The organism is Halococcus thailandensis JCM 13552 (assembly GCF_000336715.1).
GTDB lineage: Archaea > Halobacteriota > Halobacteria > Halobacteriales > Halococcaceae > Halococcus > Halococcus thailandensis.
The window spans coordinates 21,943-45,775 of record NZ_AOMF01000033.1; the positions used below are offsets into that span (position 1 = coordinate 21,943).

14 protein-coding genes, 3 pseudogenes and 1 CRISPR repeat array are annotated in these 23,833 nt (G+C 54.1%); of the genes and pseudogenes, 7 read left to right on the plus strand and 10 right to left on the minus strand.

What is annotated here, in order from left to right:
* Nucleotides 1-268: 268 nt before the first annotated feature.
* The 4 genes and pseudogenes from C451_RS01645 (at nucleotide 269) to C451_RS20450 (ending at nucleotide 5,455) form a co-directional block, all read left to right on the plus strand.
* The gene (locus C451_RS01645; RefSeq protein ID WP_007736962.1) at nucleotides 269-1,033 is read left to right on the plus strand and encodes a hypothetical protein; all 765 of its coding nucleotides are present in this window, start codon (nucleotides 269-271) and stop codon (nucleotides 1,031-1,033) included.
* Between the two features lie 153 nt (nucleotides 1,034-1,186).
* On the plus strand, nucleotides 1,187-1,978 hold the full coding sequence (locus C451_RS01650; RefSeq protein ID WP_152420331.1) for a helix-turn-helix transcriptional regulator: 792 nt from the start codon (nucleotides 1,187-1,189) through the stop codon (nucleotides 1,976-1,978).
* Nucleotides 1,979-2,591: 613 nt separating this feature from the next.
* Nucleotides 2,592-3,311, plus strand: a pseudogene (locus tag C451_RS01655) (integrase); the annotation flags it as partial.
* A 104-nt stretch (nucleotides 3,312-3,415) separates the two neighbouring features.
* On the plus strand, nucleotides 3,416-5,455 hold the full coding sequence (locus C451_RS20450) for a pentapeptide repeat-containing protein (RefSeq protein WP_080503425.1): 2,040 nt from the start codon (nucleotides 3,416-3,418) through the stop codon (nucleotides 5,453-5,455).
* 491 nt (nucleotides 5,456-5,946) lie between these two features.
* On the opposite strand, the pseudogene C451_RS20455 reads toward C451_RS20450, so the two are convergent.
* Nucleotides 5,947-7,580, minus strand: a pseudogene (locus C451_RS20455) (IS66 family transposase).
* Between the two features lie 245 nt (nucleotides 7,581-7,825).
* Here C451_RS20455 and C451_RS01675 point away from each other — a divergent pair.
* Nucleotides 7,826-9,343, plus strand: a complete 1,518-nt coding sequence (locus C451_RS01675) for a hypothetical protein (protein ID WP_241431143.1) — start codon at nucleotides 7,826-7,828, stop codon at nucleotides 9,341-9,343.
* 438 nt (nucleotides 9,344-9,781) lie between these two features.
* Here the strand turns inward: C451_RS01675 and C451_RS21535 are convergent.
* Nucleotides 9,782-9,901: pseudogene (locus tag C451_RS21535) on the minus strand (ISH3 family transposase); the annotation flags it as partial.
* 189 nt (nucleotides 9,902-10,090) lie between these two features.
* Between C451_RS21535 and C451_RS01680 the strand changes: the two are divergent.
* Entirely contained in the window at nucleotides 10,091-10,801 is a 711-nt protein-coding gene (locus C451_RS01680) for a hypothetical protein (protein ID WP_080503427.1), read from the plus strand.
* Nucleotides 10,802-11,097: 296 nt separating this feature from the next.
* Nucleotides 11,098-14,133: direct repeats of the CRISPR family, unit length 37 nt; unit sequence GTTTCAATCCCGTGCTGGGTTTTCAGCGTCCTCCGAC.
* Nucleotides 14,134-14,329: 196 nt separating this feature from the next.
* On the opposite strand, the gene cas2 is transcribed toward C451_RS01680, so the two are convergent.
* From cas2 to cas6, 8 genes are all read right to left on the minus strand, one after another.
* On the minus strand, nucleotides 14,330-14,602 hold the full coding sequence (gene cas2 / locus C451_RS01685; protein ID WP_007736979.1) for a CRISPR-associated endonuclease Cas2: 273 nt from the start codon (nucleotides 14,600-14,602) through the stop codon (nucleotides 14,330-14,332).
* Nucleotides 14,602-15,597, minus strand: a complete 996-nt coding sequence (cas1, locus tag C451_RS01690; RefSeq protein WP_049912676.1) for a CRISPR-associated endonuclease Cas1 — start codon at nucleotides 15,595-15,597, stop codon at nucleotides 14,602-14,604. The genes cas2 and cas1 overlap by 1 nt, the downstream gene beginning before the upstream one ends.
* Nucleotides 15,594-16,187, minus strand: a complete 594-nt coding sequence (cas4, locus tag C451_RS01695; RefSeq protein WP_007736982.1) for a CRISPR-associated protein Cas4 — start codon at nucleotides 16,185-16,187, stop codon at nucleotides 15,594-15,596. Before cas4 ends, cas1 begins: the two co-directional genes overlap by 4 nt.
* Nucleotides 16,184-18,052, minus strand: a complete 1,869-nt coding sequence (cas3, locus tag C451_RS01700) for a type I-D CRISPR-associated helicase Cas3' (protein ID WP_007736983.1) — start codon at nucleotides 18,050-18,052, stop codon at nucleotides 16,184-16,186. Before cas3 ends, cas4 begins: the two co-directional genes overlap by 4 nt.
* A complete protein-coding gene (locus C451_RS01705; protein ID WP_007736984.1) occupies nucleotides 18,052-18,753 on the minus strand; it encodes a hypothetical protein in 702 nt (233 codons plus the stop codon). Before C451_RS01705 ends, cas3 begins: the two co-directional genes overlap by 1 nt.
* Nucleotides 18,750-19,700, minus strand: a complete 951-nt coding sequence (gene cas7d, locus C451_RS01710) for a type I-D CRISPR-associated protein Cas7/Csc2 (RefSeq protein WP_007736985.1) — start codon at nucleotides 19,698-19,700, stop codon at nucleotides 18,750-18,752. The genes C451_RS01705 and cas7d overlap by 4 nt, the downstream gene beginning before the upstream one ends.
* Nucleotides 19,700-21,979 carry a hypothetical protein gene (locus C451_RS01715; protein WP_007736986.1) on the minus strand — a complete coding sequence of 760 codons (2,280 nt, stop codon included), beginning with the start codon at nucleotides 21,977-21,979 and terminating at the stop codon, nucleotides 19,700-19,702. The genes cas7d and C451_RS01715 overlap by 1 nt, the downstream gene beginning before the upstream one ends.
* 146 nt (nucleotides 21,980-22,125) lie before the next feature.
* Nucleotides 22,126-22,866 (minus strand): CRISPR system precrRNA processing endoribonuclease RAMP protein Cas6, encoded by a 741-nt coding sequence (gene cas6 / locus C451_RS01720; protein ID WP_241431144.1) that lies wholly within the window; start codon nucleotides 22,864-22,866, stop codon nucleotides 22,126-22,128.
* A 221-nt stretch (nucleotides 22,867-23,087) separates the two neighbouring features.
* Here cas6 and csa3 point away from each other — a divergent pair, with 221 nt between their 5' ends.
* A complete protein-coding gene (gene csa3, locus C451_RS01725) occupies nucleotides 23,088-23,780 on the plus strand; it encodes a CRISPR-associated CARF protein Csa3 (RefSeq protein ID WP_206536659.1) in 693 nt (230 codons plus the stop codon).
* Nucleotides 23,781-23,833: the final 53 nt, after the last annotated feature.

Sequence of the window (23,833 nt, forward strand, 5' to 3'; positions counted from 1 at the left end):
CCGTGTATTCTGGCTGTCGAACCCAGTCTCTGATCGACATGGAAGGTAGTACGGAGACTCATGCTTTCACCTCATGCACGATGGATGTACTCAGCCATGAGCGATTGTTCACGAACGTGAAAATCATCACCGATGAACGAGATCACGTTGCCGATGAAATGACCACGTTCGCCCAGCTTCGGCTGCGATGACATAATACAATCGGGGGTCAAAGCTGAGATCGTGATGTCCGACAATCACACTACCGACGGAGGGCCCAACTAAACATATGACACTTCAGATTAGACGCGCACTCGGCAACGGTATCACGAAAACACTCACGAAAGCCGGGCTCACATTTATTGTCTTGTTCGGTATCGTTGAAGTCGTCTTTCTTGCCGCAACTCTCACGGTTACTGATGCAGTTATTGCGAGTCTCGATCCCCCTGCTGAAGCCACGCAACCCACGACATCGATGCCGCTGTCGCTCCCAGTGTCAGCGACGGTCGCCGGGATAATCGGGATTGTCGGAGCTCTTATTATGGTTTTGCTATCGGTCATGTTGATTCGGGTGATGACTGCGGAGCAGCAGACGATCACACGAGGGATATACACGCGACGGATAGGCTGGGTCTTCTTGAATTCGATTGTTGCTGGCGTCGTGGTTGGTCTCCTGACGATGATCGGATTGGTCTTGTTCGTGATTCCAGGGCTATTCCTCTCGATGAGTTTGCTGTTTACGGTGATCTACATCGCTGACGAGGACGAAAATTTCATCAGCGCGATACGGGACAGCTGGAATCTCACGTCAGGGAATCGTTGGCGGTTGTTCGGACTGTACCTCGTTGCGAGCATTCTGTCGATGGTCGTCTCGTCGGTCCCTGGATTTGTCCTGTCGTCCGGATCGACACTCTCGCTTGTCGTCTCAACAGTCTTCATCACAGCCGTCACTGTGTATTTGATAGCCATCTTCACGGACGCTTATTGCCAACTCCGTAACGAAACTCGATCTGGACAGGGGGCGAATCCAAATCCTGATGTCGCTGGGATGTAAGCGAGGGGGCTGACAGCGAAGCCACTGCCGTGAAGCAGGCATTGGTGCGAGTATCGGAGTCATAGTATCCATACCCACCGTACACACTCAGAGATCTGCTTGATGAGGAGCCAGATCATGAGTTATACGTATGCAGGGAAAACATGGGTGAGTATGAGTGGTCGAACTCGCCCACTGGACGAAACAGTCTATAAGCGAGGGGAGATCCTGTGGGCGATCAACGACCAACCACGTACCAAGCCCGCCCTCACCGAAGCCCTCGACACGTCTCGTTCAACTATCAATCGTGGCGTTGACGAGTTAGAAGAGGCTGGTTGTATCGAGCGTCGGGATAGCAAATACTACACGACGCTCCTCGGCGAGTTGTCCTGTACGCGCTACCGGAACTACCGATCGAACATGAGTGCGCTGGACAGTGCGAAAGAAGTCGTTTCTCGCCTCCCAGCCGCCGCTACACTCAGTGCGACCTTTCTCAAGGAGGCCGATGTCTATCCTGCTGATCCGGCAGCCCCTGAAGCCGCTCTCCAACCATCGATCGATCTCTTACAGAACGCCGAGCAGTTGCACGGGTTCGCGCCCGTTGAACTCTCCTTATACGTCGATTTGATCCACGAATACGCCACGATGAATGGGCTCTCCGTCGAGATCATCGCCGAAGAGGACACCCTGCATCCGATTTTGGAGTCGGATAAAAAGCGTCTTCGGGAACTCGCCTCACAGGGGGATTTAGAGATCTTCACCGGCGATGAATCGCTGCATTATGCGCTCTGGCTCATGCGGTCATCAGACCGCGAAGATGCTGGGGCAACCATCTACGAAAACGGCGGGATCAGAGGCGTTATCATCAATTCTTCGACGAAAGCCGTCGAGTGGGCACGGAATGAATACGAACGACACCGCGAATCGGCTGAACGCAGGCCGATTGCTGAGCTTCTTGATAAGTGATATCGGCTCCGAACGCCTCTTGTTCGCTATGGCATTCGCTATAGCACACAAGAGGGAGTTACCATTGTACCTGAAGTCAAGCAGGGAGATCACTCATACACGACTGGCGTCGAAATCTATACCGATAGTCTAAATTTCGTAGGTAGCTGTGCATGACGAATCCAGCTAGCCGACCTCTGGTTCTATGACACCCTATTTGGAGCGAAGTCTATACCAGTAGTCCAAATTTCGCAGATGGCTGTGCATGACGAATCGATCTAGCCGACCTCTGACATCATTGTAACGGTCGCTCTCGTCACGCGACATTATTCATAAGCAAATAGGTGGTTTGTAGAAATCCATCCTCCGAATCTCTGGATTCGACTGACCGCCGCGCAAATTCTATACCGTTATGCAGTTTATAGATACGGATATACGTCTCTATAGCCCTGAGGTGGCTGTAATCGGTGGAATTAGCGATTTTGGCGTTTACTCGTGCTTAGTCCAATAAGGACACGTAGATTTATCCACCTCCCCGCCCTCACCCACAGCACACCAGATGCTACAGCCTAGAACCCGGTTACTCGGCCCGAAAGCGGCGATCGATCGAAAGAACGTCACGGAGGCGTGTAGCATGGTGCGCATCGAAGCAGTCGTCGAGGACTTTCTGACAGACAAGGGAAAGGCCAGCACGGCGAGATCGGGAACTACCGCCAGGACGCAGGTCAAGAGCTTGATCGATTCGTCGACTTCCTCGTGGATCATGAGGACGCTGTGAAGACGTTCGAGGAGTTTGACTCGGGTCACCTCCGTGAGTACGCGCGTCATCTCGCTCGCCAGGGCTGGACCGCGGGCACGGTGCGCACCTACTTACGCGTACATCTCGGTGTTCGTGGCTGGGCGGTTCGCGAGGAACACCTCGCCGAGAACGTCGCCCAGCGCCACAACGCGACCGAACCGATCCTTGACGACGGCGGTCACAAGAGCGGGGACCAACAAGCGGGGTCCGCTGAGGATTGCCAACAGCTCACCGCGTTTGTCGACCAGCAGGCCAGCACCGCAATCGACGAAATCGGCGAGGACCGTGAAGCAGCGATCAAGGCCTGTCGCGACCGCGCCCTGATGTATTTCTTGTCGTATTCCGGAGTGCGGGGCGCGGAAGTTCTCCGCGACCGGCGTGATGAACGATGTCAGGGGCTTCGGGGGAGGATATCCACCTCGATGAGCGCTATGCAACCGTGTTCACGAAAAGGCAGCGCCTCGACGACCGAGGTCTCCCGAGCTAGTAATCCATCCGCTACAGATGCTCCGAAAAGTCCTCGACACACCAATCGAGAACTGGCCGGTGTTACCGTAATCTACAATCGAGACGGGGAGCACGCTGTTAAACCCCAGAAGTGCTAGAACGAATGAACAGGTTACCAGGGTTGTATATGTGGTGAGAGATTGTTCTTGAGCATGAACACGTCCAGTTGCAATTTCAGATTTCTTTCCTCCGAATGGAATCGTAGACATCAGAAGAAAATCCCAAAGGATGTGGATTGGAAGTGTCCCCATCCACGACACGAAACCCGTGATTACTGTATTTTCCACATCACCCCAACAAACCGTCAGAAATTGGGGATAACAACGGATGATGTTCGGGAAGGTATCCGAGAATTGTTGCTCTCGGAAAGAAAAAACCAGATTTACGGTGCAGCTTTTGAGAAGCTTGATTTGGAGTACTTTGCCTCACCAGAAAGTGACACCGAACCAATCGACCTTCTGGGAACAACTATAACTGATGAACTTAGACTCAACCATTCCCGTCTACAGAATCCTCTGTTATTGCATGCAAGCATACTCAACGATATATACGCGGAATTCGCAAGAATTCCAATATTAGGGCTGCAGAACACCGTTGTCAGAAATAGAATAAACCTTTTTTCAAGCGATATCGATTTTATACTCGCTACTAATTCATCACTCTCCAACCTTCAACTAAGAGAAGCAGAATCTAGCAAACTCATTTTTTCTGGGGCAGATATTGATGGTGCATCCTTTAATCATGCTAAAATAGGCGGGTGTCGGTTTGAAGGCGCTAATTTCTTGTCTGGCACTGAATTTAACGACTGCATTTTTGAAAATGTGGCCAATTTTCGGGACGCTAATTTTTTCGGAAGCACTGAATTTAATGGAGCGACATTTTCTCGCGATGCATACTTTAGTGGTAGCAGTTACACTAGACCAGTAGACTTTGGAAATGCAGTATTTGAAGGGGAATTAGGGATTCAAAAAGCAGAATTTGAAGAAAAGGCGATTTTTAATGATGTTTCGTGCGATGGCACCGTATATGCTGGGGAGAGCATTTTCAACGAAGGGGTCGATTGGAGTGGCACATCTATTAACGGAAGTTTGAACATATTGAAATCGACTATAAATGGCAGAGCAAATTTCAGAAGCATGTCTGTGTCTAATAAACTGCAAGTCAGTGAAGCAAACCCTTATTGGATTGATATACGGAATAGTGAGATCGACGAGTTCAGTTTGTATTTTTCAGACACTAATAAAATACAGGCTCATAGTGCTATCGTGAACGAATTTCAGTGTTCCAAAGCAAACATAGAAAAGATGACATTTTTTCAGTCAAATATTGAAACTGCTGGATTTCTAGAAGTTGAATTTAAAAAATTTGAGGCGAGAAGTTGCGAATTTGGCAAGCTATTCTTCTCTCAGATGTCAATCTCTCCAGACACACCTGCTTTTGGCCACCGGTCTTATTTTGATCTGTCAGGAACAACAATTCAAAGTGGCCATCTGACTCAGCCAGAAATCGGTCATGTCCTTTATGATATTAGCAAGGGAACAGTAGGTGATATCAGAATAAGTCAGGCGTGGCCCAATCCATTTTATTACATAGGTCTCCGAAGAACTCAATTCGACAATTTTGATTTCAAACAATATTCTGATAGCTTGTCCAATATAAACAATCTTCATCATACACTATCAATTGGGCGCTGGAGATCAGTAGTACGCATTAACGAGTTGGAAATCACATACAGACAAACTAGAATAGGGGCTAAACAAGTCAACGCTGTGGATTTTCGAGAACGTCTTTACAAGGCAGAAAAGCGTTACCGGCGTGAGCGCTTGAAAGCAATGGCAGCGACCAAAACGGGCTTTGAAAAGTTGGAAATGAATATTAAGGCCGCTGAGAATTGGATTTTAGACAAAATCACCGGATATGGAGAAGATCCGATTAGACCAGTAATTATATCAATCGGTACAATTGCTGCTTTTTGCCCTGTGTATGTATTATTTTCAGATGGAGTCGATGGTTTGGGGGCAAAAGTAGAATTTAGTGTAGCCACAAGTATTCAATCATTCACTACACTATTTTTTGGTGACGGAAATCAACTCCAATCTCCTATAGTTCGTATTCTCGCAGCGGTTGAAGGCTTTACAGGAGCACTTCTAATTGCATTATTGGTTTTCACTCTCACAAAAACCATGGAATAGCTAAAATAATATACTATATCAATATGAGGAATAACAGTGGATATATGCAAACCGATGATTGGAAGTATCTAGTTGAGGGCCACTCCTTCTCGCCGTCTACTTCGATCTCGCTCGTTACTCGTGCTTAGCTCTCTAACCCCGAGTAGACTTTCCCGAAAGCCTTCTTTCACCGTCAGCATTCCGTTATCCGTGTGCCTTCACGCGCCTCAGTAACACCCTTTAGATCAATAACTTCCTTGTCCTGAGTCCGATTCACAAGTACCTCAGTCTCTTCACTGGCACCGGATCGACGTAAATTCACCAATGCCTCAGTGCGCTCTCTTTCAATTCACCCAACCGGTCCTCCATTCCCATCGTCGACAGTACCGCCCGATCTAACCCATGTACCTGTTTAGCGAAGTTCCGGCATAGATGCCTCTACCCGCGAATCTGGCCGTTCTCCTCCCAACACTGACGTTAGCTGATCGGGTGGGTCGAGTCCCNGTACCTGTTTAGCGAAGTTCCGGCATAGATGCCTCTACCCGCGAATCTGGCCGTTCTCCTCCCAACACTGACGTTAGCTGATCGGGTGGGTCGAGTCCCTGACGTTCCCAAGTTGCTACCATCGTCGAGAGTGTCTCGTGGATACGGACTCCGGTTTCCGACCGGAGTCCGCCAAACATCTTCCGCATCACTACCTGCTCGCGCAGAGCGCGCTCTGCGCGATTATTCGTCGAATCAACGTCCGGCTCCGTGACGAACGTCAACCAACTTCCCAACCCGTTCCTGATCTTCTCGGCTAACTGCGTCACTTCCTCGATCTCGTAGTCCGCTCTGATCAACTCCTCCAGACACAGCGAAGCCTGCGCCCGCCTCCACTCGCGGGCGGAGGCGGGCGGGTCCTCTTCGTCGAATGCGGTCAAATCCTCGTGGAGGTCGTGCAGTACCTCCGAGATCGGCTCAGCCTCCTCGTGCCGTTCAGCTACGTACTTCGCCTCTCGTAGAAGGTGCGCCCAGCACCGCTGGAGTTTGCTGTNCTCCGAGATCGGCTCAGCCTCCTCGTGCCGTTCAGCTACGTACTTCGCCTCTCGTAGAAGGTGCGCCCAGCACCGCTGGAGTTTGCTGTGATAGCTCGGGTACGCCGACCAGCCGTCACAACTCAGGGTGGCGTCCTCGGCGAGTTCGTCGCCGAGGACGTCCTCCAGTACCTGACTCCCGCGACTTTCGTCGATCGTGTAGAAGACGTCCTCGTCGGTCACGAACGTCCAGACCCAGTGCTGATCGCCGTNTCGTACGCGGGTCGCAGCCGGTCTGCGACCCGCTCGGTCATGTTGTAGATCGTCCCTGGTGAGACCGGATGATCGAGCTGCCAGTCGAACAGTTCAGCCTGTTTCCGGTGTGGAAGCCGGCCGTGATAGCGGAGGAGAGCGGTTTGGGCCAGCAAGCGTGGCCCAAACCGCCCGGCTTTCGGACAATCAGGGTGTTCAGCGACGACTTCGTTGCCACAGGAACACTCCTGCTTTCCGAGCTCGTATTCCGTGACCTCGGTTGGGATGGGGAGCGGAATATCGATGATGGTGCGGGAGATGTACTCATCAGGATCGGTGAGAACACGGTCGCAATCGGGGCAATANTCGGTTGGGATGGGGAGCGGAATATCGATGATGGTGCGGGAGATGTACTCATCAGGATCGGTGAGAACACGGTCGCAATCGGGGCAATACGCCTCCCCGACCCGGACGGTCCTGTCCGGGTCGGGTGGTGGTCGGGTCGTTCCCTCGTGGCCGGGATTGCGTCCGGGTCCGGACGAAGAGTCGCTGGCGGCGTCTGCGTTGCCGCCAGCTTCATCGTTTTCCTCGGCTTGTTCCGACTCCTCATTCTGTGGCTGTTGTCCAGCACCGCCCTGCTTGCTGGACGGTGTGTGGGCGTTTTCNTCATCGTTTTCCTCGGCTTGTTCCGACTCCTCATTCTGTGGCTGTTGTCCAGCACCGCCCTGCTTGCTGGACGGTGTGTGGGCGTTTTCGTACTTCTTGAGACGTTTTTCGAGCTCTTCGATTCGCTCGTTCTGGGCAGCGTTTTGCTGACGAAGAAACGCGTTCTCAGCGAGAAGAGCGAGATCTCGTTGAGGAAGGATCGTCCGACCCACAGAACGGATCGCCGAGGTCGAACGACCCGGCGATCCGTCAGGCCCGGAAAGCACGATTAGCGGCTGTTCGTCCTGCTCTTCCCTGAGAGCTACGATTTCGTCTTAGCTGTTCCGCTAAACAGATACTAACCCATCACGCTCCGACGTACTTTTGAACACCTATGAAGTCCCGATTTAGCATGATAGGACCATGTCAAATAAGTATCGTCGATTGTTCATCACGTAACATGACTCTCAAGTCCGATGTGCACGACGATGTCAAATCAGCTTGTAGAAGCTACATATCCTCGATAAAGCAAGGGGAGGATGAGATACCTACCGATACGGTATACCAACTGACAGGAGATGTGGTTAGATATAGAAAACCTGAAGAAGTAAAACGACCTTCATTCGCACTAAGAATAAACCCGGGAGAACATTATTCTTCCGAATTTGAGTCAATTTCTGAATGTATAGCTGATGAACTGTCGTTTGAAATGGTTCCCGAAGTCGATATTGATGGGGAGGGGAATGCTCATGTCGTCAACGATGAGCTGTCTGGGAAAATAGAGGATAGTCTAATCGACTTTGCAGGGCTCGTCCTGGATTATACTGGCAGCTTTGACTTCGATGAGGAAGCCTTTGAGGCTGCTTACGATAATCAGTTTGAACCAGATTATGCAGATCGGCAAGAGTATGAGATAATTATCCCGGTAGATGGTGTTCAATTAGAATCAGATATAAATCTTGGGACAAATTTTCAATTCGATAGCCAATTTGATGGCCCATATCATATTTCTGATATAGAAATGACTGACGTCTCTGATCGTGAGTGGAACGGAGTAGCGACCTTTGACGCACCATACAATGCACCAAACACCACCCAAATTCCAAAATCCACCCAAGACTATTCCTTCTCAAAGGTGTTGCGAGTGACAATTGAAAGGAGACGACAGAATATCCGAGAGTATATTCTAAACACTCAAGGTAAAGATCCCAATGAACTTGCTGCTGAATCCGTCTCTGTCCTAACGGCAGACCTTCTCTCCTACACAATTCATGACAATCTTGTGAGAGAATTTGTGAATACGGTTGAAAGATCCCTTCATTATTACAAGCCACGATGCGATCCCGGATTTGGAACTGGGTATATCTTGGCTCCGAGCTGGATGACATACCGGGGGATTGCTGAGGATATCGTTGATGTATTGTATGTTGAGCGTGAGGCTGGGCACGGAGAAATTGCACTTGGGGATGGTCAAGATAGTTTCAGTGCATTTTGGGACAGATATGCGTCTTATTTCACTAATCAAGACTCCCATTACGACAAACCACTCGTGAGATTTGAAGAGATGTTTCATAAGCGGAGAGACGAGGATGCAATCCTTGATTGTTTAATCGCATTGGAAGGTACGCTTCTGAGAGGTACACGAGGGTCGTCTTACACATTCCGGATCGGGCTACGGGGAAGTTTCCTACTTGACGGGTCGGATCGGCTACCATGGAACCGTGAGAAAATTCAGGATTTCCTCTCGGGCCTCTATGCTGTTCGTGGAGAGATCGTACATCAAGATAGATCACTGGCAGATGCGATTGACGAGGTCAATAACAATGAACTCGACAATTATAGCGCCGCAGATCTTGCTGAAGAAGCTCGAGTAGTTTTTGCCAAAATTCTACTTAGATACATCGATCACGACATCGATTTTGGATTATCGATTGACGAGGTGAATCAAGATCTGGACCGGGCTGCGCTTGACGCATCTTACTCACCAGGCCCATGATATACTCAGAGACAGGGCGCTGTCTAGTTAAGAGTGAGCAGACCGAAGACACTCATGGAGTACCACGAACTTTCGGTAGAGAGCTGCTGGTGGACAGCTTCAGGTACCGGACTTCTCTTTCCCGGCCTGGACTGAGCAGTCGAATGAAGTATCAGTACCTCGCAAAGCGCAGCGCTTCTGCCTGAGCTGGATACAAGGTTGTCTTGATTAGCGGCGGATGGGCCGATCTTAGCAAAGGAATCGTCCCAGAACCTTTGATTAGCGAGGGTGNATACAAGGTTGTCTTGATTAGCGGCGGATGGGCCGATCTTAGCAAAGGAATCGTCCCAGAACCTTTGATTAGCGAGGGTGAGGTTGAACATCTCGTCGCAGTCGGCGGCGAAACGCCGCTGACGCGACAGCGTTGCCGCTCACCGTGAGGACGTTCCCGATCGCTGATTACCGCTCAAAGCGGTCGTCTGGTGGCCTGTTCGCAGGGACGGCCCGACGTACCGCGAGGGCCGTCCATGCTGCCCGGGTCACCATATCGATGAACTCTTCGAAGGTCCACTGCCAGAGGCAGGCCAACAGCGCTCGGGCTGGTTGCTCGGGGAGATACCGCGCTCGAAGGCCCGCAAAGCGGTCTCGATCATCTACCAGCGCGATAGTACCGGGACTTCGCCGGAACTCAAATGGACCAACACGCCACAGCAGAGCACTCGCGACCTTCCACAATTCGCTATCGAGAGCTTCCAACTACCGAATGAAGTGACGGAAGGCGAGAACGCCACGGCGAACGTGACGATCGCGAACAAGGGCAATTCGACGCGGACGTTCCGAGGGCTGATCGAGTCACGTGTCGGGGATAACGGTAACTGGGGTGGGGTCGCGCCGATCACTTCGCGGGTGAGGCCCGGCCAAAGCATCCAGCAGAACGTTTCCGTCAACAGTTCTGCGGATGGTTCGGTATCGTATCGACTCGCGCCGTTCAATCAGACGAAAACTGTCGAATACGTCCCACCGACGTTCGCACTCGGACGCTCGTACACAACGACAGAAAACGTCAGAGTCACGGTGAGCAACCTTCAGACAGCACAATCGGTGCAAATCTCGGGCAAGGATTCTCGACGCACGCCTCCGTCCGGCGAGCGCTTCGTCCTAGCGAAAGTGCAGGCAGTCGCCGTCGGTGAATCGGAAGGTACGCCGCGCTCGGGCGAGTTCGCACTGAAAGCGAACGGACGGACGTTCTCGCAAGAAGATGGACTGACGAATCCATTGACCTCACCCGTCGAAGGAACTCCATACGGCGGCGTGTACGACCCGAATTCGGGAAGGACATACTCGTGGTACGCCGTGTGGACCGCCCCGGAGCAGATTTCTACTGACGCCATGACCGTGCAGTGGACAAGCCGAGAGGAATCATCGGGCGTCCAGGGCGAGAGCGCACGCTGGACGAAAGATGGATCTAACTCTCCGTGACACTTTCGGGAGGATTCTGTCATCATTCAGTCACTGAGCGGGGCAACGTATTCGAAGCGTACAGAATTGGCCGGGCGCGCAGTCACGGTATTCAGCCTCTGACTGTTGTGAATAGATATGTTTTCGATCATTGGACATCTCCTCAACTGCTCGGTGTGAAGATTCCATTTACGCTGGATCGATCCAAAATTGGGATAGATCGACATCGATAAGGAAATTGTCGAAATCATCGTCTGCTCCAACAAAGAGTATTCCAACACGCTCGTCGGCGCGGGGCAGAACGGAAAGTCGATCGAGTTTTAATCCCGTGCTGGGTTTTCAGCGTCCTCCAACCCTATCTTCGATCAGATCTGTGCTGGTACGGAGTTGTTTCAATCCCGTGCTGGGTTTTCAGCGTCCTCCAACCCTATCTTCGATCAGATCTGTGCTGGTACGGAGTTGTTTCAATCCCATGCTGGGTTTTCAGCGTCCTCCGACTTAGATAGCTCGTTGATCGAAGAACCAAGATTTTCGTTTCAATCCCGTGCTGGGTTTTCAGCGTCCTCCGACAACCTGATTCGGAGTTCGACATCTCGGGCGTTGAACTGTTTCAATCCCGTGCTGGGTTTTCAGCGTCCTCCGACCAGGATCGACCATCTTCGCAGCGGCGTCGTAGAACCGGTTTCAATCCCGTGCTGGGTTTTCAGCGTCCTCCGACGCCCATCGTCGCCCGGCCATCAGTGATGACGAACATGTTTCAATCCCGTGCTGGGTTTTCAGCGTCCTCCGACCCTATCGTGAGCACATCGACGACCCGCCGGACGTGGAGTTTCAATCCCGTGCTGGGTTTTCAGCGTCCTCCGACGCCGTCGACATCCGACTCGGTGATGACATCGTACTGTTTCAATCCCGTGCTGGGTTTTCTGCGTCCTCCGACTCGGATCAAACGGGTAGGACCGTGGTGGGATCTTCCTGTTTCAATCCCGTGCTGGGTTTTCAGCGTCCTCCGACCGCCAATACTGGAAGATAGTGTTGGACCGGACGGGAGTTTCAATCCCGTGCTGGGTTTTCAGCGTCCTCCGACTTGCGCCACTTGCGCCCCCCGGACTAGCGAGTTCGTGTTTCAATCCCGTGCTGGGTTTTCAGCGTCCTCCGACTGCGTCTCGATCGTCAAGTACGGGCCCTCTCGCCGGTTTCAATCCCGTGCTGGGTTTTCAGCGTCCTCCGACGACCATCCGCGAGCCGAGCGGGTAGCCCACGATCGAGTTTCAATCCCGTGCTGGGTTTTCAGCGTCCTCCGACAGCAGTTCTCGGCGATGCTCGCGCTCAACGGCAACCCGTTTCAATCCCGTGCTGGGTTTTCAGCGTCCTCCGACTCTTCGATGGAGTGGAAATGAGCCACCACCCCCAAGTTTCAATCCCGTGCTGGGTTTTCAGCGTCCTCCGACAAACAGATGGAGAACTGCCCGCACTGTGGCAACTATGTTTCAATCCCGTGCTGGGTTTTCAGCGTCCTCCGACAATTAAGGCGAGCGACCGAGTAGTAGAACACATGACGTTTCAATCCCGTGCTGGGTTTTCAGCGTCCTCCGACGCTTCGGGGTATATCGAGCACGCGAGTCAATAGTTTCAATCCCGTGCTGGGTTTTCAGCGTCCTCCGACGCTTCGGGAAAACGGCTATGAAGTGGGTGAGGAATGGTTTCAATCCCGTGCTGGGTTTTCAGCGTCCTCCGACTCGCTGCCGTCGGCGGCGAGCTGGAGGCGGTCAGCGTTTCAATCCCGTGCTGGGTTTTCAGCGTCCTCCGACAATACGTCGAATCCGGCCGATACGAAATCAGCAATGTTTCAATCCCGTGCTGGGTTTTCAGCGTCCTCCGACCGATCCGGTACGTTGCTGCGCTTGCGCTCGCCTTCGTGTTTCAATCCCGTGCTGGGTTTTCAGCGTCCTCCGACTCGAAGACTCTTACCGCCATCTTTACCGATTACGACGGGTTGTTTCAATCCCGTGCTGGGTTTTCAGCGTCCTCCGACTGGACAGTCGACGGCATCGCCGCCTCGTTGATGGGGTTTCAATCCCGTGCTGGGTTTTCAGCGTCCTCCGACACTCCGCGATGGGACGCTCGACCCCGAGGAGACGGAGTTTCAATCCCGTGCTGGGTTTTCAGCGTCCTCCGACCACATCGAGACCGCAACGACCGACCGCCGCGGCCGGCTGTTTCAATCCCGTGCTGGGTTTTCAGCGTCCTCCGACCCGTGCCGGCGACGACATGGTGATCGGCCTCGGTGGCGTTTCAATCCCGTGCTGGGTTTTCAGCGTCCTCCGACCCACGGCGGACAGATGGACGGCGAGATACTCTACGGTTTCAATCCCGTGCTGGGTTTTCAGCGTCCTCCGACGAGCGGCATTGAGTTGCGAGCGCAGCGACGCCGAATGTTTCAATCCCGTGCTGGGTTTTCAGCGTCCTCCGACTTCTGTCGGTGCCGGGGACCGTCCCCCCACCAACCGAGTTTCAATCCCGTGCTGGGTTTTCAGCGTCCTCCGACTTCCAGTAACCCGAGGACATATCCCGAGCGTTCACCGTGTTTCAATCCCGTGCTGGGTTTTCAGCGTCCTCCGACAATCACCGCCGCCGAGAAATCCGTCTCTTGTCGCCAGTTTCAATCCCGTGCTGGGTTTTCAGCGTCCTCCGACAGTGATGGGAGATGAGCACTCGACGTGGCCCATCCGTGTTTCAATCCCGTGCTGGGTTTTCAGCGTCCTCCGACTTGTGAACAGTGCGGCGACGAGTTCAACGTCCGCCAAGTTTCAATCCCGTGCTGGGTTTTCAGCGTCCTCCGACCGGCGAGATCCTGACCGAGCACAAGACAGAGAAGATGTTTCAATCCCGTGCTGGGTTTTCAGCGTCCTCCGACTCCACTGCGCGCCCTTCCCTAGCCATCCTCCGAGAGGTTTCAATCCCGTGCTGGGTTTTCAGCGTCCTCCGACGCCAAAGTCTTCGATTTTCACCACTCGGTCTTGATTTTGTTTCAATCCCGTGCTGGGTTTTCAGCGTCCTCCGACGTCGCGGACGTCCTGAACGGCCCCCTCAACGGCACCCTTGTTTCAATCCCGTGCTGGGTTTTCAGCGTCCTCCGACACCAACAGAAGTGACGGTTTGAGAGCCCGAACCACTGTTTCAATCCCGTGCTGGGTTTTCAGCGTCCTCCGACTCCACGAGGGCGACGTGCTCGCCTCGGGGACGAATGTTTCAATCCCGTGCTGGGTTTTCAGCGTCCTCCGACCTGCGATGACGATGTTGCCCTGATAGTCGCGGCGTTTCAATCCCGTGCTGGGTTTTCAGCGTCCTCCGACATTGTTGATGGTGCCGGACACCGACGCGACTTGCGGTTTCAATCCCGTGCTGGGTTTCAGCGTCCTCCGACAGGGGGTCGAGATGCGGCCGTAGGGCCCATAAGCATTTCTCCGTGCCGCAAAATCAGGATTGGTTTCGTCGATGGGAGCTGTACACCGTTTTAATAACGGTCGATGAAGATCGCAGTTATCGTAGTCAAATTACGTTCGATTGTTCGTCAGGTGACTGCGCACCCAAGTCCGTGGTGTCGTCGATACACGACTCACACAGTCGGTAAATACGGATGCGGTCACCATCTGCTGGCTCGATTGCCGCTTCAAGCGCGTCCTCCAGTTCAACGCGCTGAGTCTTGGTGACTTCCAGTTCGAACACGCTGTATTGCTTCCATGCACCGTAACTCTGGAGGGTTCGGTACACCTGTCGTCGGTTTCTATCCTCGCTGACATCGTAGGCAATAGCGAGACGCATCAGCGCTCGAACTCCAGGGCGTGGTAGTCATCCAATTCGCCGGTAATCGCTTTCCGGAGCAGGATGACCTGCTGACGTACCGCCTTCCGGCGCGTTACTCGATATTCGAAGTACGGATGGGTAAACTCCTCTTCCATGTAATCGTCGTATTTCTCGCAGTACCGTCCGAATACATCGTCCGCGAGATGATTATCTCGATTGAAGTCGTTGTGCGTTATCGTTCCGCGATTGATGAGCCGGGTGACGAACGCATCACAGAAACTCGGGCGGAACTCCTCCAGTAGGTCAAGCGCGAGGGCTGGCCGACCGTGCCGGTCAACGTGCATCACCCCTAAAAACGGATCGAGGTTGTATTCCCGGAGTGCGCCCATCACCTCGTTCTTAACAAACGTGTACGTTAGCGATAGCAGCGAATTGATATGATCTTCGGGCGGGCGCGTCGTCCGCTTTTCGAATGTCCAGCCGTCGGCGAGCGTCTCGTCAAGCCGGGCAAAGTACCGCTCAGCGGCTTCGCCCTCCGCACCCCGTAGCTCGTCTTTCCGCTCGGCGCGCTCGGCCTGAACGCCAAGATCCTTTAGCACGTCCGTCCCTCGGATGCCCTTCCGGCCGAGCAGCGTTCGGGCATTGCGAATCTTCGCAGCGATCATCGCTCGGGCAATGGCGAGTTCGGTTTCGGCATTGAGTGCGTACTGTTCGCGACGGATTTCCGCGATTGTGTTGCGCTCAGGAACGTAACTTCCGCGATACTTGCCATTCTGACTGAAGTAGTTGAGCGTAATCCCGCGTTCGTTGGCGGCACGGATGAATGGTGTCGAGAAGTTGATGCCGCCGAAGACGTTGACCGTCGTCACCTGTTCGATGGGGAACGTGCCAATCTCGCCGTCGTCACCTTCCACATCCCAGACAACGATTCGACCCTCGCTGACGCGGACCTGTGCACCCTGTGTGGTGATGTAGACAACACCCGCTTCGAACATCCCCTCTACCGACTTCATACGTGGTCCTCCCAGCCGGTTCCTTCGGCTTTCTCGGGCTCAAGTAATGCTGTTTCTTTCGGCATGCAGTACTGTCGCGTCGAGCACTTTTCGCACTTGTTTGGGTTATCCGTGAGCGGTGGCACGTCGGCGGGCGTCATCGCTCGCATCGCGTCGACTGTCTCACGGACGGCCTCACGGTGGTTATCCGTGATCGGGATGTGCATCCGCTGATCTGTCTCATAGAGGTAGAGCGCTCCCTCGTGAACCGATCCGTCTACGTTGGTCTCCAAAAGCATACAGTAGCCGGCGATCTGGACCTCGTCGTTCCAGTAGTAGTCGCCGCTGCTGGCGCGCTTCCGCTCAACGGGAACGGTACGACCGTCTTCGAGGTCGAGCACGTCGATTTTGCCTTTCAGGCCGATCGACTCGGATTCGAGGTAGAGTTCGTTTAGCCAGTCGCCCCGTGTTGACTTGTTCTCGTGTCTCGTCTTTCCCTCGACTCGCTGGTAGTTCCGGCCCTGTGTGTCGAAGAAGTGGAGATACCAGTACCGGCGCGGGCAGTACTGGTACTGGTTTAGGTCGGAGACGTTGACGAGTTCGTCAGTCATATGTCTCGGTGCTTGGCGGAAATCGAGGGGATGCCGTCAGTCTCGACTTCAATCTGATACTCCCCACACCGGACCATGTCGGGAACGACGGCGCTCGTGATCTGGATCCTCCGGAAGAATAGATGGAGCAGTTCAGAACTCACGATTTCGCCAATATCCGCTCGTTCAATCTCATCGTGGATCCATCGCTGAAGTTCCTGTTCAATGTCTTGCGTAGAGCTGCTGAAGTTCCGCGGGCGCTTATTGTAGCCGACGAGACGGGCGGTCACGCGCATCGGAAATCCATCACGAACCTGCTGGAGGACGATTACATCATCACCCTCAATCCTACTGATGTCGTAGTAACGAAGCGTTCTCAGTAGATCATAGTTCGTGAGTGCCATCCGGTCACCGCGCGGATATCTGATATCCCCGGACAGTGACCGCCCTCGGAGGCCGCCGAACGCACCAAAACAATGTTCGGTGAATCGGAGTAGCTTCGATTCCTGGTCGTTTTCTTGGAGGTCAGCACCGAGTCCGCCGATTGACCCCAGAGCGTCGGTAATGGCTTCGATGAACCCACGCCATCGGTCGTATCGGTCAACCGTGGCAAAGTCTTCCCGTAGTTCCTGGTTGAAATATCCCCCGCGCTCGTGGAGGGCGTACGCGGCCCGAAGCCCCACGAGATCGACTAGAGCGTCGATATCCATCTGTGTGTTGCGAAGCGTGTCGTGGACGGTCCGAACGAAACTGTCGAAGGGCATTTCATCATGCCACGACGGGACTTGTCCGAGCCCGTAGACGTGGACAGTAGCCTCGGCCTGACGTCCTGCCCGTCCGAATCGTTGGAGGAAATCGCTCGCCTGTGTCGGTCCATGAGGCATTTCCATGATCAGCGTCCGGATGTCGTAGTCTAATCCCACCTCGCCCTTGCTCGTGGTGTTCAGGATCGAAAATTCCGCCTCATCAAGGTCGGCTTCCGGGTCATTCGTGTCGAATCCATTGTCCTTCTCGGTCCGGTCAAACAAGTCCGGGTGCTCGGATTCGAGGTATTTGTGAAAGTCGTTGCTGTCTTTCACGCCGTTGAACATGACGACTGCCCGCGTCTCGTCCGGTTCTACGCCGTCAATCGCGTTGCGAAGCCGTTCGACCACCTCCTCGCGTGAGTCAAGAATCCGGTCCTCCTTGTGGCGGTGGAGCATGACGTCATGACGGAATTGATCCTCATCGACATCGTATTCGGCCGAGATGCCACGAACTGGGAGGCCGAAATTTGACTGGATAAAGTCCACAAACGCCTCGTTTGGTGTCGCCGAGGCGAGTAGGATCTGCGCGGTTGGGTTCCGATCAGCGATAATCCGCGTCTGAAGTAAAAGCCCACTCGCGGCGAGATCGCCGTAGAAGTGAAACTCATCATAAACGATAGCATCAAATCTGTCGAAGAATTCCATCGCCTGCCTGCCCTGGTAGAGGTCCTGAACGACGGCTTGGAGGATGTCTGGGTTTGTCACCACGACTTCGTGATCCGCTGCGTACTTGTTCACGAAGCGAAGGAGGTTCTCAGTCCGCTGGCGTCCGTGCCCCTCCAATGTGTCGCCAGAAAGAGCCGTTGCGCTGACGCCTTCCTCTTCGAAACGGCGCTGTTGCTGCTTGAGAAGCGCATTTGTCGGATAGACGAGGAGCGTCAAGTCATTCGCGTCGATGAGTTCGTGGAACGTCGCTGTCTTGCCCGCTCCAGTGGGGGCACGGAGTACGGCCACGGGTTCGTCATCCTCGTGAACCCACTCGGCGACGCGGTTCTGGAACGCGCGAGCATGGTCGAACCCACGATCCGCGAACCCGTACCTCGGGTTCTCCGTCGCCAGACTCGCTCCCTCGATGAGCATCAGACTACCTCCGGGACAACGCGGTCTCGAACAAACTCCGGATCGACACCGACGAAGTGCTGGAGCCGCGGATCGTTACCGCGCCGGAACGACGTGCTTTGCTCCATCAGTTCAGTCAACATCTTCTTAGGCAAGTTGTAGACTTCTGAGAGGAGAAATTTGTTGAGAACGACGGTGCCGAGTGACCGTTGGCTTGCCCGAAATTCGCCGGTCTGCTTGATCCCCATGCGGAAGAACGGGCGGGCGGGAAGGGGGTCGTCGCTCCAGATCGTGAACTCGAACGTCGATCCGGGGGCGATACCAAGGTAGTTCCGGATCGTCTGCCACGCTGCGCCGGATGTTTCCAGCACGTTCGGGACAGCTTTTTTACCATTGACACGGGCCGCGAGGTCCGGATCGTTCGTCGTGAAGTGTCGTTCCGATCGGTAGTCCGTGCTCCGGAACGTTCGTTCGTCCGTCTCGACAGCGATCGGACGCATATCGGTGACGAAGAACGGGAGATCGGTCAGATGCGAGTAGTCGGCCGACGTGGCGTTGTCGCCGAATTCCGCGTATCGCTTCTCCAGCCCGAAGTAACGATAACCGAGAGCGTGCATGAGCGCCGTCGCCGAGAGCGTCGGCTGGGTGCGGATCGACCGCCCCTCCGAACTGGAGTAGAAGAGCGGTGCGTACAGCCGTGCCTCGTACGTGCGCTCAATCATCCCTCGTCGAAGACTGCTTGGGCGGACTCCGTCAGCGACCGGAACTCGTCTCGCAACACCTCGTCAGCGTCCTCTGCTTCCCGGGCCGCGACCGAGTGGAGTCGACCGAACCACGAGGGGAACGATTCTCCACCGTCGATCTCGCCGTAGACCTCCCAATCCGAGCGGCGTACGTCGTCCACGTAAGCACCGATACTCTCGTTGAGGTCGGCGTCGGAATCGTGATACTCCATGAGGAGTTCGCCGGTCGATAGCGACGTGTCGTGGTCGCCGAGCACGAGACCGATGACGTTGTTCCGGACGTTTCGGCCAGTTCGCGTCTCGCGGGCACCGTACTTGCCCGTATTGAGGACGTTGTGGAGAACGTACAGCAACATCTCGGGTGTCGCGGCTTCGAGCGTAATGAAGTGAACGAGGCTGTTGCCAGGCTGAACCTTCACGAAATCAAACAGTGCTTCCGACTGTTCGTTCTCGTCGGTCCGCATCGTCCCAGATTCGTAGACAGCGTTCCGCGTCTCCTTGTTCATCAGGTCGTACTCCTCAGTCGTGTAGGTATAGCCCTCAACGACCCGTGACTTGATGGCGAAGTCCTGCTCGCCTGTTCCGGCGAGCCCGTATGTGAGTGTTCCGACATTCAACGATTCGTCGAGGTCGGTCGGTTCGTTGTACGCATACTCCTCGTGGACGAGGTCGTTCTCGAGATCATCGTCCAGCCGCCGGAGCAGATCAAGTCCGGTAAGGCGTTCCTTACTGGTGAACTTCTCGCCGTTCACCTGTGCGTGGAGCTTGTCGCCGAACTCCTGCGTCTCCGCCCGGTCGTGATTGGAGTTGCGGAACAGCGTCGGTTCGACGATCTCCCGGTGGACTATGAGCGTCACCGAGGGTTTGCGCTTGCGGTAGATGTCGAACGATTCCACGAGACCAGTTTCGGGGGTTTCGAGTGTCATTAGTTATTGTATAGCAGCTGGTCGTACGCGTAGTAGTACGAGTTGACTAACGCGTCTTCCCAATCGGAGAGTTTCTTCAGGTCGTATAGGTCGTTCTCGACTAGATACGACCGGATCGCTTCGACGAAAGCCTCTGCCTGCTCCGTGGTGACGTGGCCGGCATAGTCTTCGCGGTCGGCAGCGACGTACACCTGACTCTCGACATACTCGACAAGCTGATCGTCGGGCATGTTCTGGTTCTTGCCGCTGAGGAAGGCGTCGATCGCCTCCCGGAACACTTTCGTCTTCTTGTACTTGCTGTTGTACTGTTTGCCGAAGAGGTCAACACCCCGTTCGGCGATGGTGTTCATTTGCATGAGTTCGTCCGTGTGGTACGTGCGGAAGTACTCCCGGAGGTCCGAGAGGTTGGTCGCATTGTCGTGATTGACGACGGCGAAGTTGGCAATGTCGTGGAACGTGTCACGGTCGAGCTGGAGGTAGGGATTCCGCATATTGGCGTCCTGCCCGACCATGCTCATGATCTTGAACAGGGCAAGCGCACGCCTGAGATGCGAGTCCGTTCGATCCTCCTCGCCAACGAAGTCGGGAAGCGGACCGAACCGTTCCACTTCATCAAGTCCTAGTAGTTCTTGTGGTCGGGTGGCTTCCTCATCAGCGAAGACCGTATCCGCGCCGTCGAAGCGCGTAAACGGTCGTCCGGTCACCACCTTCATCCCGGATTGCTGGGCCGCTTGCATGATTTGGCGGATGACCGCCATTCGATGATTCTCCCCCAGTACGTAGAACGGCTGGAGGAAGTACTGCGGGCCAACGAGACTGCTCGTGACTTCTGGATCGTCGATGTCGATCGTTTCGTCTTGAATGACACTCCCCGACCGACGACCGCGAACCCGAACGTCGCCCAAGAATTCGTCGAAGTAAAAGTACGCGACTTCGACGGCGTTGTTCGTGCTCACGCCACTCTGATCGCAGATGTCGCTGAACAGCGCGTATTCGAGGTTACAGACCTCACAGATCGATTTGTACTTGGCGTGTGGCGGGACACGTCGCGAGTATTCCTGTGTCCGGTAGATGGCGCTCAGCCCCTTCTGATATTTGACATCGGTTTCCCTCCCACACAGAAAGCACATCTCGCTTTTTGAGCTGAGCGGACGCACGTCATCGCCACCGAAGAACCGATCTACTGCGGTACTGATGGCGTCGCTTTGTGGTTCGAGATCGTCGTGCAGACCAGGACGAACTTCCTTGGATAGATCACTGAGGAAGTCGCTATGCTGTTTGTAGTTTCTAATCAGATGTGCGATGAAGTGTATTTTTGCCTTCTGACCGCCCTGTTCGTCGTAAATCTGCTCGTACGCGTCTTGGATTTCGGGATCGTCAAACTCGTCTCGGCCATCAAGGTAAATCGTCTTTGCTAGCACTGGGAAATACTGGTCGAACTCTTCAGGGATGTGCTCGAATCCTTCGACACCGGCTGTCCCATCGTGGAGCAGGTCTCGGAACGCATCGGCAATGATTTTCTCCTTATCCTCGAGCGGAATAGCAACTTCTGCGAGAATATCGTAGTCGAAAGAATTCCAGTTGAGTTTGCACGAGAACCCGAATTCGGAGACCCTTTCGGGAACGAGATCAGCGACGCGTGATTCGAGATCGTCTCTGTCGATGTCCTCTCCGAGATAGACGACAGTATCGGTGGTGCTACCGATCACGACGCCGTACACGTCGCCACCGTCTTCACCCGCGATTACCTGCTTGGTTGATCCAACGAGTAGATCGCTCAGGACGGGCTGTTCCAGCGCGCAGAATGTTTTGATGTGGGTCTCGTCCTGACCGAATTTCTCGACAAGTTTTCCAGCTACATCACGGACGCCCTCACGCTGTGCGATAGATGCGACTTGGTCCCCGATCCGACAGTATCGCTCCAATCCCCGGAACGCAGTCGAACTCCGGCGGCTTTCGGTGCTGTCCTCACCGATTTCGCATCGCTGCACCAGATAGAGGATGTCGTCGCGGTAGCCCGGTCCGAGAAAGTCGTCCTCGATGCCGAAATCGTCTCCCTCGTTGTCCACATCCTCGTGCTCGCCGAAATAGACGGCGAACGCGGTCTCGGTGTTCCCGTCCGCATCGAATCCGTGTGCCTCTCGAATATACTTGTTCGTGTCATGGAGCGCCGTCGCGGCCGCCAAGACCTTGATCTCCTCCTCATAGCTCTCTATGTCGTCTCCGGACGAGAACGCCTCATAGACGAAACTGTTCACTGCGACCGTGACGGCGTTCAAAATGTGGGCCGCGAGAGAAGCGTTCTCTTCCGTTTCTATTTTCGAATCATACTCTCCCGCGCTATCGATTACGTTCCTGTAAAGACCGGATCCCACCAACCAATCATGCGCCGTTTTCGCTGCTTTCGCCGATTGCTTGGCTTGACTCATTCGAGTTCAACCTCCATTGCACCGCATCCTCTCGCAACAGCACTCCCCACACCCGAAAATTCCCCGAATAGAGCGAGCGTCGCTAGCGCATTGCGCATGCTCTCGCTCGCGTCTTTAAACGCGTATGCTACCCGGCCGGTGAACCCCTGCCGGAAGAGGTTACGATTTTGGCCGTTTTCGTTCTCCACCCGGTTCACCAGTACCGAGTGTGTGTCGTAGGCGCGCGCGTCGGGCTTCTCGATCACACTCGCTGCAATAGTCTCGCGCGAGAGGTCGAGTTCCAACTCATCGGGTGCAGTCTTGTTCCACTTTCCTAGTAACGACTTGAATACCGGCACCCGGTGAGGAAACATGGTTGTTACGTCACCCGCCTCCTCGATACACGTCGCCGTGACGAACTCGATATCGAGTGTCGGGTCGTCCATGGCAGCTGCCCGCTCCAAAAGCATCTCGTGGGTTGCGTTCTCGCTCTCGAAGGACTCGATCCGAAGAACACCATCGGTCAGTCTAAGTGAGTCGCCTTCCAGTACGAGTGCATTCACGAGCGCCTCGAAGATCGCTTCATCGTCGGGGTCAACGATCCCGAGCGTCAGCGTATACTCCTTATCGGGGCGTATTGTCTTGTGGTGGGCACGATCACTACTGCTGAATACTCCTTGCAGACCGCTCGAATGGAGGCTCCCTAGTGGCGAGTCGTGGACCTGTGCGCTCACTTGCTCATCAACGTTGTCAAGCACGCCCAACAGGGATCCGTAGACTGGGTACCCGTCCGATTGCGGGACAGGAAACCGCTCTTCCGGCCGGACCGTGAGTTTGATTCGGCGTACCCGGGATGACGTTTGAGCGTGCTGTTCCATGTGATCGATAGGGAATGATGCTTCGCCTCTCACATTAAACTACCGAAACAAAATAATTGCAACTGAAGGTTTTGGTTGCGCCAGAATAGAACGGTACTGCCTTGAGTAACCAACTCGTTCTCAAAACCATGCGTACGTACATCTCTCCCATCGGCTATAATCCGACAAGCGTCACGAGAGTACTTCTTAGTCGAGGGCTTGAGACAGACGATATCGCTGTACTTCTCAGACCCAAGACAGACACCAATGACGATCGTGCGCAGGAGGCGATTACGGACGTCGAGCGCATGTTGAATGAGATTCAGCCGGAAGTTTCGACGGCTATCGAGCGTATACCTCACGATGATTTCCCGGCAGCCGTCCTCGCTTGTAGCGATATCATTCGTGCTGCGAACGGAACAGTCATTGCTAACCTGAGTGGCGGAGCTCGCGATATTTTCCTCCCATTTACCGTTGCGGTCTTAACTCATGCATCGTCGATCGATACGGCACTCGCGTTCAGCGACATTGATGGTAAGGTCCGAGAACGGGAGCTACCCGTTCTCACAGCCGATATACCCAACAGCACATGGGATACACTCGTACTCATCGCAAACGTCGACAACAGTATTTCTATCCCAGAAATCACTAAACAGACACAGCATGCTAAGAGTACGATCACTCGTCATGTCAATCAGCTTGATGAGAGTGGTGTTGTTGAGACATGGCAGAAAGGGAAAACAAAGCATGTCGGACTTTCGTTTGCTGGGCGTCTTCGACTTCGTGCACAACACACTCCCGATGAAACCGATTGAAATTTGACAAAAAGAAGCTACGTTTTGTAGGGTGTTGACTTTGCTAGACACAA

Excerpts from the sequence above, each read along its gene's own strand:
- C451_RS01645 (WP_007736962.1), top strand. The coding sequence starts at position 269 with ATGACACTTCAGATTAGACGCGCACTCGGCAACGGTATCACGAAAACA.
- C451_RS01650 (WP_152420331.1), top strand. The coding sequence starts at position 1,187 with ATGAGTGGTCGAACTCGCCCACTGGACGAAACAGTCTATAAGCGAGGG.
- C451_RS20450 (WP_080503425.1), top strand. The coding sequence starts at position 3,416 with ATGAACACGTCCAGTTGCAATTTCAGATTTCTTTCCTCCGAATGGAAT.
- cas2 (WP_007736979.1), bottom strand. The coding sequence starts at position 14,602 with ATGCGTCTCGCTATTGCCTACGATGTCAGCGAGGATAGAAACCGACGA.
- cas1 (WP_049912676.1), bottom strand. The coding sequence starts at position 15,597 with ATGAAGTCGGTAGAGGGGATGTTCGAAGCGGGTGTTGTCTACATCACC.
- cas4 (WP_007736982.1), bottom strand. The coding sequence starts at position 16,187 with ATGACTGACGAACTCGTCAACGTCTCCGACCTAAACCAGTACCAGTAC.
- cas3 (WP_007736983.1), bottom strand. The coding sequence starts at position 18,052 with ATGCTCATCGAGGGAGCGAGTCTGGCGACGGAGAACCCGAGGTACGGG.
- C451_RS01705 (WP_007736984.1), bottom strand. The coding sequence starts at position 18,753 with ATGATTGAGCGCACGTACGAGGCACGGCTGTACGCACCGCTCTTCTAC.
- cas7d (WP_007736985.1), bottom strand. The coding sequence starts at position 19,700 with ATGACACTCGAAACCCCCGAAACTGGTCTCGTGGAATCGTTCGACATC.